Source organism: Xanthomonas hortorum (genome assembly GCF_011305375.1).
Lineage (GTDB): Bacteria > Pseudomonadota > Gammaproteobacteria > Xanthomonadales > Xanthomonadaceae > Xanthomonas > Xanthomonas hortorum_E.
Window position 1 is genome coordinate 183,632 of sequence record NZ_VCME01000018.1, and the last position, 16,220, is coordinate 199,851.

General features: G+C 63.4%; 16 protein-coding genes and 1 tRNA gene. 1 reads left to right on the plus strand and 16 read right to left on the minus strand.

Annotated elements, in window-relative coordinates:
- Positions 1-3: 3 nt before the first annotated feature.
- From nuoH to tpiA, 11 genes are all read right to left on the minus strand, one after another.
- A complete protein-coding gene (gene nuoH, locus FFY45_RS16455; RefSeq protein ID WP_023904455.1) occupies positions 4-1,098 on the minus strand; it encodes an NADH-quinone oxidoreductase subunit NuoH in 1,095 nt (364 codons plus the stop codon).
- A complete protein-coding gene (nuoG, locus tag FFY45_RS16460; RefSeq protein ID WP_176341237.1) occupies positions 1,095-3,329 on the minus strand; it encodes an NADH-quinone oxidoreductase subunit NuoG in 2,235 nt (744 codons plus the stop codon). Before nuoG ends, nuoH begins: the two co-directional genes overlap by 4 nt.
- Positions 3,326-4,660 carry an NADH-quinone oxidoreductase subunit NuoF gene (gene nuoF / locus FFY45_RS16465; RefSeq protein WP_176341238.1) on the minus strand — a complete coding sequence of 445 codons (1,335 nt, stop codon included), beginning with the start codon at positions 4,658-4,660 and terminating at the stop codon, positions 3,326-3,328. The genes nuoG and nuoF overlap by 4 nt, the downstream gene beginning before the upstream one ends.
- Before the next feature lie 3 nt (positions 4,661-4,663).
- Positions 4,664-5,191 (minus strand): NADH-quinone oxidoreductase subunit NuoE, encoded by a 528-nt coding sequence (gene nuoE / locus FFY45_RS16470; RefSeq protein ID WP_006450563.1) that lies wholly within the window; start codon positions 5,189-5,191, stop codon positions 4,664-4,666.
- Positions 5,188-6,495 carry an NADH-quinone oxidoreductase subunit D gene (locus FFY45_RS16475; RefSeq protein ID WP_023904458.1) on the minus strand — a complete coding sequence of 436 codons (1,308 nt, stop codon included), beginning with the start codon at positions 6,493-6,495 and terminating at the stop codon, positions 5,188-5,190. The genes nuoE and FFY45_RS16475 overlap by 4 nt, the downstream gene beginning before the upstream one ends.
- Entirely contained in the window at positions 6,492-7,244 is a 753-nt protein-coding gene (locus FFY45_RS16480) for an NADH-quinone oxidoreductase subunit C (RefSeq protein ID WP_104549219.1), read from the minus strand. The genes FFY45_RS16475 and FFY45_RS16480 overlap by 4 nt, the downstream gene beginning before the upstream one ends.
- A gap of 36 nt (positions 7,245-7,280) precedes the next feature.
- On the minus strand, positions 7,281-7,835 hold the full coding sequence (locus FFY45_RS16485; protein WP_006450566.1) for a NuoB/complex I 20 kDa subunit family protein: 555 nt from the start codon (positions 7,833-7,835) through the stop codon (positions 7,281-7,283).
- Positions 7,826-8,182, minus strand: a complete 357-nt coding sequence (locus FFY45_RS16490; RefSeq protein WP_006450567.1) for an NADH-quinone oxidoreductase subunit A — start codon at positions 8,180-8,182, stop codon at positions 7,826-7,828. The genes FFY45_RS16485 and FFY45_RS16490 overlap by 10 nt, the downstream gene beginning before the upstream one ends.
- Positions 8,183-8,288: 106 nt before the next feature.
- A tRNA-Leu gene (locus FFY45_RS16495) sits at positions 8,289-8,373 on the minus strand.
- Positions 8,374-8,422: 49 nt separating this feature from the next.
- The gene (gene secG / locus FFY45_RS16500) at positions 8,423-8,896 is read right to left on the minus strand and encodes a preprotein translocase subunit SecG (protein WP_023904461.1); all 474 of its coding nucleotides are present in this window, start codon (positions 8,894-8,896) and stop codon (positions 8,423-8,425) included.
- 33 nt (positions 8,897-8,929) lie between these two features.
- On the minus strand, positions 8,930-9,685 hold the full coding sequence (gene tpiA / locus FFY45_RS16505) for a triose-phosphate isomerase (protein ID WP_006450569.1): 756 nt from the start codon (positions 9,683-9,685) through the stop codon (positions 8,930-8,932).
- A gap of 112 nt (positions 9,686-9,797) precedes the next feature.
- Between tpiA and FFY45_RS16510 the strand changes: the two genes are divergently transcribed.
- Entirely contained in the window at positions 9,798-10,598 is an 801-nt protein-coding gene (locus tag FFY45_RS16510) for an SDR family NAD(P)-dependent oxidoreductase (RefSeq protein ID WP_176341239.1), read from the plus strand.
- A 71-nt stretch (positions 10,599-10,669) separates the two neighbouring features.
- Here FFY45_RS16510 and FFY45_RS16515 read toward each other — a convergent pair whose 3' ends face one another.
- The 5 genes from FFY45_RS16515 to FFY45_RS16535 form a co-directional block, all read right to left on the minus strand.
- The gene (locus FFY45_RS16515; protein ID WP_176341240.1) at positions 10,670-11,098 is read right to left on the minus strand and encodes a group I truncated hemoglobin; all 429 of its coding nucleotides are present in this window, start codon (positions 11,096-11,098) and stop codon (positions 10,670-10,672) included.
- On the minus strand, positions 11,098-11,973 hold the full coding sequence (locus tag FFY45_RS16520; protein WP_176341241.1) for a DUF3034 family protein: 876 nt from the start codon (positions 11,971-11,973) through the stop codon (positions 11,098-11,100). The genes FFY45_RS16515 and FFY45_RS16520 overlap by 1 nt, the downstream gene beginning before the upstream one ends.
- On the minus strand, positions 11,970-14,354 hold the full coding sequence (locus FFY45_RS16525) for a putative bifunctional diguanylate cyclase/phosphodiesterase (protein ID WP_176341242.1): 2,385 nt from the start codon (positions 14,352-14,354) through the stop codon (positions 11,970-11,972). The genes FFY45_RS16520 and FFY45_RS16525 overlap by 4 nt, the downstream gene beginning before the upstream one ends.
- Positions 14,351-15,040, minus strand: a complete 690-nt coding sequence (locus FFY45_RS16530) for a methylamine utilization protein (protein WP_176341243.1) — start codon at positions 15,038-15,040, stop codon at positions 14,351-14,353. The genes FFY45_RS16525 and FFY45_RS16530 overlap by 4 nt, the downstream gene beginning before the upstream one ends.
- Before the next feature lie 206 nt (positions 15,041-15,246).
- A complete protein-coding gene (locus FFY45_RS16535; RefSeq protein WP_023904468.1) occupies positions 15,247-16,185 on the minus strand; it encodes an isopenicillin N synthase family dioxygenase in 939 nt (312 codons plus the stop codon).
- Positions 16,186-16,220 lie beyond the last annotated feature (35 nt).

Here is a 16,220-nt window from a genome sequence, read left to right on the forward strand (position 1 = left end):
CAATTACACGCCCTTCTGGATCACGCCGTAAAACACCATCAACGCCGTCACTGCGATCCACACGATCGTCAGCGGAATGAACACCTTCCAGCCAAGACGCATGATCTGGTCATAGCGGTAGCGCGGGAAGCTGGCACGGAACCAGATGTAAGCGCTGGCGAAGAAGAACACCTTCATCAGCAGCCACGGCCAACCGCCCTTCCACAGCCAATCGACCCACGGCGAGATATCCGGATTGCCCCAGGCCTGCGGCCATGGGCTCAACCAACCGCCAAGGAAGAAGATCGAGATCAGGAAGCTGACCAGGATCATGTTGGCGTATTCGGCCAGGAAGAACAGCGCGAACGCACCGCCCGAGTACTCCACCATGTGGCCGGCAACGATTTCCGATTCGCCTTCCACCACGTCGAACGGCGCGCGATTGGTTTCGGCGACGCCGGACACCCAGTACACGATGAACAACGGGAACAGCGGGATCAGGAACCAATCGCCTACGCCCGAGCTACCGCCCTGCGCAAACACGATCTGACTCAGGTTGACGCTGCCCGACGCGATCATCACGCCGACCAGCGCAAAGCCCATCGCGATTTCGTAGCTGACTACCTGCGCGGCCGAGCGCATCGCACCCAGAAACGCATATTTGGAGTTGGAGGCCCAACCGGCCAGGATGATGCCGTACACGCCCAGCGAGGTCATCGCGAGCAGATACAGCAAGCCGACGTTAGCGTTGGACAGCACCAGCTGCGCATCGAACGGCACCACCGACCAGGCGGCGAAGGCCGGCGCCAGCGTTAGCAGCGGAGCGATGATGAACATCGCCTTGTGCGCGCTGCTCGGCTGCACGATCTCCTTGAACAGGAGCTTGAACACGTCGGCGAAGGCCTGAAAGATGCCCATGCCCACGTACATTGGCCCGTGGCGTACGTGCATCCAACCGATCAGCTTGCGCTCCCAGACCACAAAGAACGCCACCGCCACGATCACCGGCACCGCGATCAGCAGGATCTTCAGCACGGTCCACAACACCACGCCGCCATCGCCCAGTCCGACGAACCACTGGTGCAAAGGATTGACCAGATTCAACAGCAATTCGTTCATGCAGCCACCACCGTTACCCGACCGGCACCAAGCGGCGCGGTCGCGCCATGGCCGGATTCGATCCACACCGTCCCCGGCGCGACGCGCTTGTCCAGTACCACCGGCAGCGTTGCCTTACCGGCATCGGTACCGACCTTGACCATCTGACCTGCGCCAATCTGCAACTGCGCTGCCTGCTCCGGATGCATGGCCACACACGGCGCGATGTTGAGCGGATGCGACTGCAGTGCAGCGGCGCGGCGTACCACTGCGTCGGTGCGATAGATCGCAGCGGTCGCGGCCACTTCCAGCCCCTCGCTCGCAGCCACTGGCTGTGCGGAGGTTGCAGGCGTCACGCTGCGGTTCTGCATGCCGGCACGCAGGCCGACCAGATCGATGAATTCGAAACCGGCCAGACCCAGCTCGCCGCCAAGTGCGCGCAACACGCGCCAACCTTCGCGCGCTTCCACCGGCAAGCGGCCGGCGGCACGTGCGGTCTGCACGCGACCATCGAGATTGGTCAGCGATGCATCGATTTCCGGCAATGCGCCGATCGGCAGGATCACGTCGGCCACATCGCGCGTGGAAGCACAGGCGAACTGGCTGAAGGCCACCACTTTGGCACCGGCCAGCGCACTGCGGGCAGCGGCGGCATCGGCGAAGTCCAGACCTGGCTCGATGCCGTACAACACATAGGCCTGGCGCGGCTGCGCCAGCATGCCGGTGACATCACGTGCGCTCGGCAATACACCTTGCGAGACCAAACCGACAGCATTGGCGCCCTGCGGAATACGGCACAGCGAAGCGCCGGTTGCAGCAGCGAAGTCACGTGCGGCAGCACGCAATGCGGCAGCCTGCGGATGATTTTCGGCCAATGCGCCGACCACGATCACGGCACGCGTGGCGCCCTTGACCGCATCGCGCAATGCCGCATCGTCCAGCGCGCCAGCCAGCTGCGACGGCGCGACCACGGTGCGGCTCGCCTGGGTAAAGGCAAAATCGAAATCGACCGGATTGACCGAATGGATCTTGGTCCCGTTCTGGATGTTGGCCTTGCGCAGACGCGCATGCAGCAGCGGCAGTTCGTGGCGCACGTTGGTGCCGAACAGCACCACCACATCGGCCTGCTCGATCTCGGCCAACGGCGTGGCAAACGCTTCGGCCACCGCAGCATCGGAGAAATCGCGGTTGAGCAGACGGTGATCCAAATTGCCGCTGCCCAGTCCTTCGGCCAGACGTGCGAGCAGCGCGCCTTCCTCGTTGGAGGTGGACGGATGCACCAGCACGCCGAGCTGATCTCCAGCGTTGTCACGCAGGATTTGCGTGGCGGCAGCCAGCCCTTCGGCCCAGCTCACCTCAGTCCACTCACCGTTGACCTTCTTCAGCGGCTTGACCGCACGGTCGTCGGCGTACAGGCCCTGATGCGAATAACGATCGCGATCGGACAGCCAGCACTCGTTGACCGCCTCATTCTCACGCGGCACGGTACGCAGCACTTCGCCGCGACGCACGTGCAGGAACAGGTTCGAGCCCATCGCATCGTGATAGCCGAGCGATTCGCGCGCCATCAACTCCCACGGGCGGGCACGGAACTGGAACACCTTGTTGGTCAGCGCGCCGACCGGGCAGACGTCGATGACATTGCCGGAAATTTCGGTGGTCAGCGGCTTGCCGTCGTAGGTGCCGATCTGCAGGTTTTCACCGCGATACATGCCACCCAACTCGTAGGTGCCGGCGATGTCTGCAGTGAAGCGCACGCAACGGGTGCACTGGATGCAGCGGGTCATCTCGGTGGCGACCAGCGGACCGATGTCCTCGTCGGGCACCACGCGCTTGCGCTCGTTGAAGCGGCTGACCGAACGGCCATAGCCAAGCGAAACGTCCTGCAACTCGCACTCGCCGCCCTGATCGCAGATCGGGCAGTCCAGCGGGTGATTGATCAGCAAAAATTCCATCACGCTGCGCTGGTACTTCAGCGCCTTTTCGCTACGCGTGGTGACCTTCATGCCGTCCATCACCGGCGTGGCGCAGGCAGGCGACGGCTTCGGGGATTTTTCGACGTCCACCAGGCACATGCGGCAGTTGGCCGCGATCGGCAGCTTCTCGTGATAGCAGAAGCGCGGGATCGGGATGCCGGCCTTGTCGGCCGCCTGGATGATCATCGAACCCTTCGGCACCACCAAACTCTGCCCGTCGATTTCGACGGTGACATGGTCCGGTGGCACGTTCGGGTTCACTGGTTGGGCGCTCATGCGGCCACTCCGACGTGCGTGTCGACGATCGAACGACCGTTGACGATGTAGTACTCGAACTCGTCCCAGAACTGGCGCAGGAAGCCTTGAATCGGCCACGCTGCGGCTTCGCCGAACGCACAGATGGTGTGCCCTTCGATCTGGCCGGCAACGGTGCGCAACTGGTGCAGGTCTTCCATCGTGGCCTTGCCGGCGACGATGCGCTCGAGCACGCGGTGCATCCAGCCGGTGCCTTCACGGCACGGGGTGCACTGACCGCAGGATTCCTTGTGGAAGAACTGCGAGATGCGGCAGGCGAAGCGCACGCAGCAGACGCTGTCGTCCAGTACCACGATCGCGCCCGACCCCAGACCGGTCCCGAGCGCACGCAAGGTGTCGTAGTCCATCTGCAGCCCGGCAACCTGGTCGGCCTTCAGCACCGGCATCGACACGCCGCCAGGCACCACACCCTTGAGAGTGCGGCCCGGACGCAGGCCACCGGCCATTTCCAGCAGTTCGTCGAAGGTGGTGCCGAGCGGCACTTCGAAATTGCCGCCCTTCTGCACGCAGCCGGATACCGAGAAGATCTTCGGGCCGCCGTTCTTGGTCTTGCTCAGCCCCAGGAACCATTCCGGGCCGTTGCGAATGATCGCCGGCACCGACGCATAGGTCTCGGTGTTGTTGATGGTGGTCGGCTTGCCGTACAGGCCGAAGTTGGCCGGGAACGGCGGCTTGTAGCGCGGCTGGCCCTTCTTGCCTTCCAGCGATTCCATCAGCGCGGTTTCTTCGCCGCAGATGTAGGCGCCGGCACCCAGCGCACCGTAGATGTCGATATCCACGCCGCTGCCGAGAATGTTCTTGCCCAGCCAGCCATTGGCATACGCATCGGCCAGCGCCAGCTCGAAGTTTTCGAACGGCTCGTGGTGGAACTCGCCACGGAGGTAGTTGTAGCCCACGGTCGAGCCGGTGGCGTAGCAGGCGATCGCCATGCCTTCCACCACCGAATGCGGGTTGTAACGCAGGATGTCGCGGTCCTTGCAGGTGCCCGGCTCGGATTCGTCCGAGTTGCACAGGATGTACTTCTGCATCGTGCCCTTGGGCATGAACGACCACTTCAAGCCGGTCGGGAAGCCCGCGCCGCCACGGCCACGCAGATTGGAGGCCTTGACCATCTCGATGACGTCGGCCGGCTCGATCTTCTCTTCGAGGATCTTGCGCAGCGCGGCGTAGCCGCCAGTCTTGAGATAGCTCTCGTACGACCACGGGGTGTCGTAATGCAGGGTCGTGTAGACGACCTGATGCGGCAACGGCGCCGGACCGACCGGGCCTGAGGGTGCGTGATGATGTGCCATGTCTTACTCCAGCCCGTCCAGCAGCGCGTCGACCTTCTCTTTCGTCAGGTGCTCGTGGTAATGGCCGTTGATGACCATCATCGGCGCTGCAGAGCAGGCCGCCAGGCACTCTTCTTCGCGCTTGAGGTAGACCCGGCCATCGGCCGTCGACTGCCCCAGCTTGCAACCCAGTTTCTTCTCGGCGTGCGCCAGCAGATCCTCGGCGCCGTTGAGCCAGCAGCTGATGTTGGTGCAGAACGCCACGTTGTGGCGGCCGACCTTTTCAGTCTCGAACATCGAGTAGAAGCTGGCGACCTCGTAGGCCCACACCGGCGGCAGTTCCAGATACTTGGCCACGCCGACGATCAACTCATCGGTGAGCCAGCCCTGGTTCTGCTCTTGCGCAGCATGCAGGCCCTGCAGCACCGCCGACCGCTTGCGGTCTGGCGGAAACTTGCTCAGCCAATGATCGATGTGCGCGCGCGTCTTCTCGCTCAGCACTACCTGCGGATCGACGTCGCGCGCCGCTTCGAAATTACCCGTCGCCTTCATCGGTCAACCTCACCGAAAACCAAATCGTAAGTACCGATCATCGCCACGACGTCGGCCAGCAAATAGCCACGCACCACTGCGTCCATCGAGGACAGATGCGCAAAGCCCGGCGCGCGCAGATGCAGGCGGAACGGCTTGTTGGCGCCATCGGACATCAGGTAGCAGCCGAACTCGCCCTTGGGTGCTTCGACGGCGCAATACGTCTCGCCAGCCGGCACGCAATAGCCTTCACTGAACAGCTTGAAGTGATGGATCAGCGCTTCCATGTCGTCCTTCATGCCTTCGCGGCTTGGCGGAGCGACCTTGAAATTGGTGACCATCACCGGGCCTGGATTGGCCTTCAGCCAGGTCACGCACTGCTTGATGATGCGGTTGGATTCACGCATCTCGGCAACACGGACCAGATAGCGGTCGTAGCAGTCGCCGTTGGTGCCGACCGGGATATCGAAATCCACCGCGTCGTACTTGGCATACGGCTGCTTCTTGCGCAGATCCCACTCGATACCGGAGCCACGCAGCATCGGGCCGGTCATGCCCCAGGCACGGGCCAGATCCGGGCTGATGATGCCGACATCGACGGTACGCTGCTTCCAGATACGGTTATCGGTCAGCAGCGTTTCGTACTCGTCCACACGCGACGGGAAGGTATTGGTGAAGTCCTCGAGGAAATCCAGCATCGAGCCTTCGCGCGCGGCGTTGAGCTTCTTCAGCGCCCCGCCCTTGTGCCAACGCGATTCCTTGTACTTGGGCATGCGATCGGGCAAATCGCGATACACGCCACCGGGGCGATAGTAGGCAGCGTGCATGCGCGCGCCACTGACCGCCTCGTAAACGTCCATCAACTCTTCGCGCTCGCGGAACGCATACAGCATCACCGCCATCGCACCCAGATCGAGGGCGTTGGAGCCCAGCCACATCAGGTGGTTCTTGATGCGGGTGATTTCGTCGAACATCGTGCGGATGTACTGCGCACGCTCGGGCACTTCGATTCCCATCAGGGACTCGATCGCGCGCACGTAAGCATGCTCGTTGCACATCATCGACACGTAATCCAGGCGATCCATGTACGGAACCGACTGGTTGAACGGCTTGGACTCAGCCAGCTTCTCGGTGCCACGGTGCAGCAGGCCGATATGCGGATCGGCACGCACCACGGTTTCGCCGTCCATTTCCAGGATCAAGCGCAGCACGCCGTGCGCCGCAGGATGCTGCGGGCCGAAGTTCATCGTGTAATTGCGGATTTCCTGCTTGCTTTCGACAGGATTGCTAGCGAAGGCGGCAGTCGCCTGGTGGAACTCACTCACTTGGCAGTCTCCGACTTGCCCACTTCACCAGCGGCAGTCTCATAACGGGCATCGTCGCGAATCACGCGCGGCACACCGACGCGTGGCTCGACCGAGGTGACCGGCTCGTACACCACGCGCTTTTTTTCTTCGTCGTAACGTACTTCGACGTTGCCGATCAGCGGGAAATCCTTGCGGAACGGATGGCCGACGAATCCGTAGTCGGTCAGGATGCGACGCAGATCCGGGTGACCGTCGAACACGATGCCGAACAGGTCAAAGGCTTCGCGCTCGAACCAGTTCACGCCCGGCCAGATATCGGTCAACGAGGCCACCACCGGCACCTGCTCGTCCGGGGCGTAGCAACGTACGCGCAGACGCTGGTTGTGCTGGTAGGAAATCAGCTGGGCGACGACCGCAAAACGCTGCTTGGGCATGTGCTGCGGGTGGGCGCCATCGGAGCTTTCCTGGCTGGGAAATTCACCCCAGGCGAAACGACCGACCGCCTTGCCTTCGACACCACGACTGAAACCCTGCGACGACACGTCCGCGGTATCCCACTCGTCGCTGCCATAGCCCAGGTGATCGACGCCGCACAGGTCGCTCAACTGCTCGAAACCGAGTTCGTCGCGCAAGGCCAGACAGGTGGCGTGCCAATCGGCCGCAGCGACTTCCAGCGTCACTTCGCCGCGCGGCAAGGCCACGGCAATCTGCGCACCGGCGAAACGTGCCGCAAGTCGGTCAGTGAAGGAGGATGCTTGCTCTGCCATGGGGGCTTGGCTGCTCTCGGTAGAAGAAGACGGGTATCAGCGCGCGATCGTCTGGGTACGCCAGATCTTCTTCTGCAGCTGCAAGATGCCGTAGACCAGCGCCTCGGCGGTCGGCGGGCAGCCCGGGACATAGATGTCCACCGGCACGATGCGGTCGCAACCGCGCACCACCGAATACGAATAATGGTAATAGCCACCGCCGTTGGCGCAGCTGCCCATCGAAATGACCCACTTGGGATCCGGCATCTGGTCGTAGACCTTGCGCAGCGCCGGCGCCATCTTGTTGACCAGCGTGCCGGCCACGATCATTACGTCGGACTGGCGCGGCGACGGGCGGAACACCACGCCGTAACGGTCCAGGTCCAGGCGCGCCGCACCAGCGTGCATCATCTCGACTGCGCAACAGGCCAGACCGAAGGTCATCGGCCACATCGAACCGGTACGCGCCCAATTCAACAGCGCATCGACGCTGGTGGTCACGTAGCCCTTTTCGAGCAGCGGGTTCTCGCCTTCCGGGCGCAGGATGTCGTCCAACCGACCTTCCGGCATCGGATTGGTCATCAGACGATCGAGGGTCTGAATCACTCCCATTCCAACGCTCCCTTCTTCCAGACGTAGATAAAACCGAGGAACAGCATGCCGACGAACAGTCCCATGGTGACCAGCGAACGTGCGCCGATCTCCATGAACACCTGCGTCCACGGCACGATGAAGATGATTTCCAGATCGAACACGATGAACTGGATCGCGATCAGGTAGTAGCGCACGTCGAACTTCATGCGCGCGTCTTCGAATGCCTCGAAGCCACACTCGTACGGCGAGAGCTTGCGTGCATCGGGGCTACGCGGACCGAGGAACCGGCCGATCAACATCAATGTGATGCCGATACCGGTGGCGACGATCAGAAACAGCAGACTCGGCAAATATTCGGCCAGCACAGCGATTCTCTCTTGCCTTTGCCCGCACGCGCCGCGTGCCGGCATGGGGTATAAGCAGGACCCGCGCGTGGTATCGCCACGATGCGCAGGAACTGCAGCCAAACAATGGTGCCCAAGAGGGGACTCGAACCCCTACGACCTAAATCGCTACCACCTCAAGGTAGTGCGTCTACCAATTCCGCCACCTGGGCATACGTTGCGCCGCTGGGCATCCCAGTGCGCAGCGTATTGTAACCGGCTTCAGCGTTTTTGTGCTGGTTCTGAAGCGTTTTCTTCGCGTGCCGCAGGCGCTTGTTGCGCCGGTGCGGACTGCGCTGGCGCTGCGGCCGGAACAGCGGCAGGCGACGGCTGCGACGGAGCGGTGGGCACTGCGCCCGCGGCTGGCGCCTGCGGCAACGGCTGAGTCAGCTCGCCGGCGGCGGCCGGTGCCGGGGTGGCCGACTGCGACATCACGCCAAGATTCTGATCGGTAGGACGCGCACCATGGGTGGCGTACCACGCCATGAACAGGCTGATGCTGAAAAACACCACCGCCAGCCACTTGGTCGACTTGGACAGGAAGTTCGACGCACCCTGCGAACCAAACACGGTGCCCGAGGCACCAGCACCGAAACCGGAGCCCGCTGCCGCACCCGCGCCACGCTGCATCAGGATCAGCGCGATCATCGCCAGCGCGACCAGCACGTAGACCACATTGAGGATCAACATCAGCATTTCGAAATCCGTCCCCGGACAAAACTTAATGGGTTAACAAGCGGCCGCCGCACGTGCGATGGCCAGGAAATCTTCGGCGACCAGTGATGCGCCTCCGACCAGCCCGCCGTCGACATCGGGCTGTGCGAACAGCTCGTTGGCGTTGTCGGGCTTGACACTGCCCCCGTACACGATGGGCAGCGAATCGGCAATTCTAGCATCCGCCTTTGCGACTTCGCCACGCAGGAAGGCGTGCACAGCCTGGGCCTGCTCCGGGCTGGCAGTGCGGCCGGTACCAATGGCCCAGATCGGTTCATACGCAAGCACGGCACGCGCAAAGCCTTCGCTGCCGACCAGGGCCAGCACCGGCTCGAGCTGAGCGCGCAGCACCGCCTCGGTCTGGCCCGCTTCGCGCTGCTCCAACGATTCGCCGACGCACAGCACAGGGATCAACCCGGCATGCATGGCGGCCGCGAATTTACGCGCTACCAGCTCACTGCTCTCTTGATGGTACTGGCGACGCTCGGAGTGGCCGACCAGGCCGTACTCGGCGCCGACATCGACCAGCATCGTGGCCGAGACCTCGCCGGTGTAGGCGCCCTTCTCGTTACTGCTGACGTCCTGCGCACCAAAGCACAGGTGATGCTCCTCGAAATCCTCGATCAGATCGCCGAGGTAAGGCAGTGGCGGCAGGATGACGACATCGACACCCTCCAGGGGCATGTGCGCGGCAATCTGGGCCACCAGTTCGGTGGCGAAGGCGCGGCTGCCATGCAGCTTCCAATTTCCGGCAACGAGTTTTCGACGCATCAGGCGCAGGTTCCTGAGTGGAAGACAGGCGACAGAATAGCCCATGCCCTGTCGGCAGCCGGCACACTTCTGTCCATTGCCTGTCCCATCCCCTCTTCAGCAGGAACCTGCCATGTCCGTTTCGCCTGTCTTCGCGCTGGTCACCGGCGCCTCCAGCGGCATCGGCCGCGAGATTGCGCGTGCTTACGCCATGCGTGGCGTGCCGTTGATCCTGACTGCGCGCCGGGTGGATAGGCTGGAGGCACTGGCAGCCGAGTTGAGCGCGTTGGTACAGGTCCACGTGTTGCCGGCCGATCTGGCCGACCCCGCAGCGGCAGAGGCGCTGGTTGCGCAGATCCAGCGTAATGGCTGGACCGTAAGCACACTGGTCAACAATGCCGGCTACGGTGTGCCGGGCCGCTATCTGCACAACGACTGGGCCACGCATGCGCGCTTTCTGCAGGTGATGGTGGGCGCGGTGTGCGAGCTGACCTGGCGGCTGTTGCCGATGATCCGCGCCAGTGGCCAGGGCCGCATTCTCAACGTGGCCTCGTTTGCGGCGCTGACGCCGAGTGCCGACGGGCAAACGCTGTATGCGGCAAGCAAGAGCTTCCTGCTGCGCTTCAGCGAATCGCTGGCGCTGGAAAACGCCGATTGTGCAGTGAGGGTCTGCGCGCTGTGCCCGGGCTTTGCGTGGTCGGAATTTCACGACATCACCGGCACACGCGAGGCGATGTCTACCCTGCCCGGTTGGGCGTGGCTGCAGGCCGATGCCGTGGCCGAATACGGCATCGAAGCACTGGAGCGCGGACAGGTGCTGGCAGTGCCGGGCTGGCGCTATCGCCTGGCCAATGCCGGGTTACGATTGCTGCCGCACGCGACCACCTTGTGGTTGATGGCGCGCGGATCGCACCGGGTGCGCCCGCTGGATTGAGGCGCTTGGGCGGTCGATCAGCGTGTGTGCGTACGGCTCTGCACGACTGCATGAGCATGCCCCACGGGATGTCAGTGATTGACGATGTCGCCGTACATTGCCGCCAGTCGTGCGAGCAGGCGATTCTGCGTGCTGCGCGGAATCTTGCGTTGATCCATTGCCCAGTTCAGATCTTCGACCAATGCATTGAAGTCGCCTTCGCGGATGGCCAGATGCGCATGCGCCTGTTTCATCGACTTGGCGGTATCCGGGCATGGCCCATCGCTGACGTGGCAGAACTTCTGCACCAGACGCTCGTTGAGCATGACGATGTTGACGCGCGCGAATTTATCGACGATGCGTTGATCGTCGGCAATGCGCGAGAGCATGGTTTCCACCAGCGCTTCGATCCCGGCTTGCCCGCCGAGTTCGTCGTAGAGCGTCTGGCGCGGTGGCGTGGTGGCGCAGGCACTCACCAGGCCCAGCACGCAAAGCAGGCAGCAGCGCAGCCATCGGTTCATCAGAACGCCACCTGCAAGGAAAGATAGGGACCGCGTTGATCGGTAAGCGTGGCGATGTCGCCAAGGTCTGCCCAGGCCGCGGTGAACGACACATGCTTGCTGGGAAACCAGGCGACGAATGCGTCTGCCCAGGCTTGTTCGCGCGCGAAGCCCAGGTTATTCGGTTTGTCTCGGTATTCCACGCCCACTGCCAGGGAGGGCGACAGCATCACCGCAGCGCTGGCCTCACCCACCAGCCGGTAGCTGTTGCGACGATCGCCGCCGAAGCCGAGCAAGCCGGTCTGATTGGCGCGGGTGGCGCGCAGGGTACCGTTGAGCAACAGCTGATAACCGCCAACGCCTTGCAGCAACAGCCGGCTGGCGCTGACGTACACATCGGTGCCGTGGTCGTCGCGCGCACCGATCGCCAGGGGCAGCGTGCCGTTGCGCAAACGCTTGTACTGCACGCCCAAACTGACTTGCGGCGCACGCCCGTACACGAGGTCGCCATGCAAGCGCAGCTTTGCGCCGAACACGTCCTGACCCAGCGCATTCCATGGCAAGCCCAATCGGTCCTGCAACGTGCCCAGATCCAGGCGTTGCCGCGCGAGCGACAGCTCCAGCCGATTGCCGACGGTGAGCGCGGCGCCCTGCACATCCAATCGGTAATCGCCGCTGTCCACGTGCGTGGCGAACACGACGGTGGCAAGTTCATCGCGCGTGCCGTAGCCCGACAGCGTGGCCCAAGGCACGATGCCGCCGCCGCTGCTGCCTTCGATCATCGACACACCGCCGGTGGCAAGCAGACGCCCTTCTCCAGCAATCGCCAGTGTCGGCGTGAGTGCCAAACAACCCAACACTGCAGCAGACCGCGCAGCCCGCACCCACTTGCTCATCGTTGCGCTCCTGCTTGCGCGGCCGGCACCAGATCGAGTTGACCCAGATCGAGTTGACGCATGCACCAGGCCACAAACGGCACTTCTTCCAGCGGCGGCGCGTACAGATAGCCCTGCACCATGTCGCAGCCATAACTGCGCAGCAGCCCGAGCGCTGTGGCGTTTTCCACGCCTTCGGCGATCACGCTCAATCCAAGGTTATGCCCAAGATCGATCGTGCTGCGCACGATGAATGCATCGTCGGTGCCTTCGGCCAATTGCATGACGAAACTCTTGTCGATCTTCAATTCGTTGACCGGCATGCGCTTGAGCTGCGCCAGCGAAGAATAGCCGGTGCCGAAGTCGTCGATGGACAGGCGCACGCCGACGCTGCGCAGCTGATGCAGCATGTGCAGCGCGAATTCGACATCGCGCATCAAGGCGCTTTCGGTCAATTCCAGCGTGACCCGCTCGGCCGCCACCGCGTGATGCTCCAGACGACCGCGCACATAATCCGGCAGGCCGGGGTCGGATAGATCGAGCGCAGAGAGATTGATCGCCATGCCCAGCTCCAGGCCCTGGCTGCGCCATTGCGCCTGGCACCGCAGCGCTTCGTCCAGCACATAGCGGGTCAGCGGGTGGATCACCCCGGAGTGCTCGGCGAGCGGAATGAATTCGTCCGGGCCGATCGGCCCCAGCACCGGGTGATGCCAGCGCACCAGCACCTCGACCTGTTCGACGCGATCGCTGCGCAAACAGATCTTGGGCTGGAAGCGCAAGGTCAGTTCGTTGCTGGCAATCGCCTGGCGCAGATCGCCAGTGAGCCTTAGACGACGCAGATGCTGCTCGTCCTGGCCCAGGCGATACACGCTGCTGGCACCGATGGTGATGACATTGCCGCCCTGGCGACGTGCGATATCGGCGCGTCGCAGCAAGGTATCCGGATCGGCGCCGTGTTCGGGGATCAAGGCGATGCCGATGCTGGCTTCCAGCTGGATGCGCGCCTGCGGCAACGCCAGTGGGCGACGCAGCTGCAGCAGCAATCGCTGCGCATCCTGCTGCACGCTGGTCATATCGGCCTGCGCCACCACCACCATGAATTCGTCGCTGCCTAGCCGCCCGACCACATTGGGCTCCTGCACGACCTCGGCAAGGCGGCGCCCTGCTTCGACCAGAACCTGATCGGCGAAGTCGTGCCCCAGGCTGTCGTTGAGTTCCTTGAAGCGCTCAAGATCCAGGATCAGCACGGCGGCCGTACCGCCGGAGGCCACGGTCTGGTCGACCACCTGTTGCAGCCGTTCCAGCAGCCAGATGCGATTGGGCAGGCCGGTCAAGGCATCGTGGCGCGCCTGATGCAGGATGTGCTGCTCGCGGCTGGCGATCTGCTGCTGCATGCGCCCGAAGCTGTCGGCCAGCTCGGCCAGTTCACGTCCGGGCGGCACCTGCACCGCGGTGTGGTAATCGCCGCGCTGGATGCGTCGTGCTGCCTGCACCAACTGCGCGACCGGCTTGCTGACGCTGCGCGCGAGAAAAATCGCCACACCGAGTGCGGCGGCCGTGGCCAGACCGGCCAACAACAGAATGCGCAGCTTGAGGATGCGATACGGTGCGACCGCACGATCCAGCGAGGCCTGCAAGGCGACCCGCACATGACTGTCGCCCTGGATCGATTGCAGTTTGACCAGGTAACGCGCGTCGGCCAGCGTCAGCGGGATCGCTTCGCCCTGCCCCGCTTCGGCGGCGGGCAGCTGCTGCGGGAACTCGGCACGCGCAGCCGGCTCCAGGGTGGAGGCAAGCACGCGCACCGGCGGGCCATCGGTAAAAAACGTCGCATCCAGCCCGGTGGTGGTGCGAAAGTCCTGCGCAAGCCCATCGCCGGACTCGTTGCCGATCGCGATCCAGCCCACCCGGTTCGGCGCCAGCACCTGCACCACCGCCAGCCGCACGATGCGTTGATCCAGTGCCACCACCCCGACCGCGTGCCCGTCGCGTTGCGCCTGCTGCAGCAGGGCCTGCACGGCGCGCAATTGCTCGGCTTGCGGCAGATCCGCCAGCCCGGTCAGGAACTCGCCATCCGGCGACAACAGCACCGCAGTCTGCGCCGACATGCGCGCGGCATGATTGCGCAATGCCGACTGCATGGTCGGCACATCGCCACTGGCCACTGCCGCACGGAAACCGAAATCGTCGGCCAGCACCGAGGCCGACTGCAGCAGCTGCTCGTCGCGGCGCACATTGATGCGTTGCCAGACGCGTTCGCCGATCTGCAATTCTTCGCCCAGTTGCGCCTTGACGCTGCGCTCGGTGGCGACCTGCACTGCGATGAAGGTCAGCACTTGCGTGGCGAGCACGACCAGGACCACCAAGGCCGCGATACGGGTATGCAGGCGCATCGCCTTCATGGATGCGGCTTCTTCGGGTCGGCGCGACGGAATTTGTCCTGCAGCGCGCGCACGCGCTCATCCGGTGGTGCTGCCATCGGCGCAGCGCCGGTGGTCTGCAGGGTCACGCGACGCTGCACTGCATCGCGCGCAAGCAGCAACGGCTCGGTGACCACGGCACCCTTGATGCGCGGATGCCAGACCCGCAGCGTGTAGGTGCCTGCCGGTGCATCCAGTTGCACGCGGCCGTCGCTGCCGGTCTTGCCGAAATACGGCGTCTCCAGCACCACGATATAGCCAAGCATCCAGTCGTGGATATTGCAGCCAATCGTCACCAGGCCCGCCTGATCGAAGCGGATCGGCGTGGCCTTGGTACCCTGAAACAGCGGCAATTCGAAACGCTTGGCAGGCGAAAAGGAATAGACCTGATGGCGGATCTGATCGTTATTCGGAAAGCGCACCAAGGTGCCGGTGCGCACCGCCAGGACGGCGGGCACGAACTGCGAATTGACCTGATCCATTTCCGCGGTCTTGGAAGCAGTGGGTGGCGCCGGACGCGCCGGCTCCAGACTGACCACCGCATCGACCAACATGCCGTTGGCATCGGCCACGGTCACGCTGACCGGCGTTGCCACCACGGCGCTTGCGGCGCAGTACGCCAGCAACACCGAAACCACACTTATCCGTTTGAACCATTGCGTCCGCATGCGCCCCCCAAACCTAGTGCAATCGGCAGCGGGCGCCAGGCGAATCCGACGTCGCGCTAGCGATCAGACTGAGTTATCGGCTGAGGTGAACGCAAGCTTTAACCAGACGCGAGCGGAATTTTTTGAACAGAACTGTGGTGTCGGTCATTCCCTGTGTTGCGAGCGCGACTATTCGCTGCGCACGCTGATAGGGACCGCGTGCTGGATTACTTCAGCTTGATCTCGCGCAGACGCTCTTCCAGGAAGCCGTGTGCGGTGATCGGCTCGGGATAGCGACTCGGGTTTTCGGCAGTGATGCACGAAGGCAGCACGTCGATCAGGAAGTCCGGATTCGGGTGCAGGAAGAACGGCACCGAATAACGGGGCTTGCGCGCTGCTTCGCCCGGCGGATTGACCACGCGATGGATGGTGGACGGATACACATGGTTGGTCAGGCGTTGCAGCATGTCGCCGATATTGACCACGATGGTGTCGGCATCGGCAGTGAACGGCACCCACTCGCCATCGTTGGAACGCACTTCCAGACCGGCCGCGCTGGCACCGACCAGCAAGGTGATGAAGTTGATGTCGCCATGCGCGCCGGCACGCACGTTGGGGATGTCGTCGCTGGTGATCGGCGGGTAGTGGATCGGCCGCAGGATCGAATTGCCGTTGTTGGTCTTGTCGACGAAATAGTCCTGCGGCAGGCCGATATGCAGCGCCAGCGCCGACAGCACGCGCGAGCCCAGGTGATCGAGCTGCTGGTACAGGCGGTAACCGCGTTCGCGGAAACCGGGCACCTCTTCGGGCCACAGGTTCGGCGTCATCACCTCGCGATACGGCGAATCGTCCGGAATCTCGCGGCCGATATGCCAGAACTCCTTCAGATCGAAATGCTTGGAATCCTTGGCCGTTTCCACACCGAACGCGGTGTAGCCGCGCGCGCCACCACTGCCTTTGACGTGGTAGCGCTGCTTGACCTCTTCCGGTAGCGCGAAGAACGCCTTGAACACCTCGTAGGCGCCATCGATATCGGCCTGCGCGATGCCGTGATTGCGGATGCCGGCAAAGCCCCACTGCCGATAGGCCGCACCGAGCTCGGCGACGAAGGCGTCGCGGTCGCTGTCGAAACGGGTGATGTCCAGGGTCGGGATGCGGGCGCTCATACGGATATCTGCAGTCGAAGTCGAGGAGTCAAAAG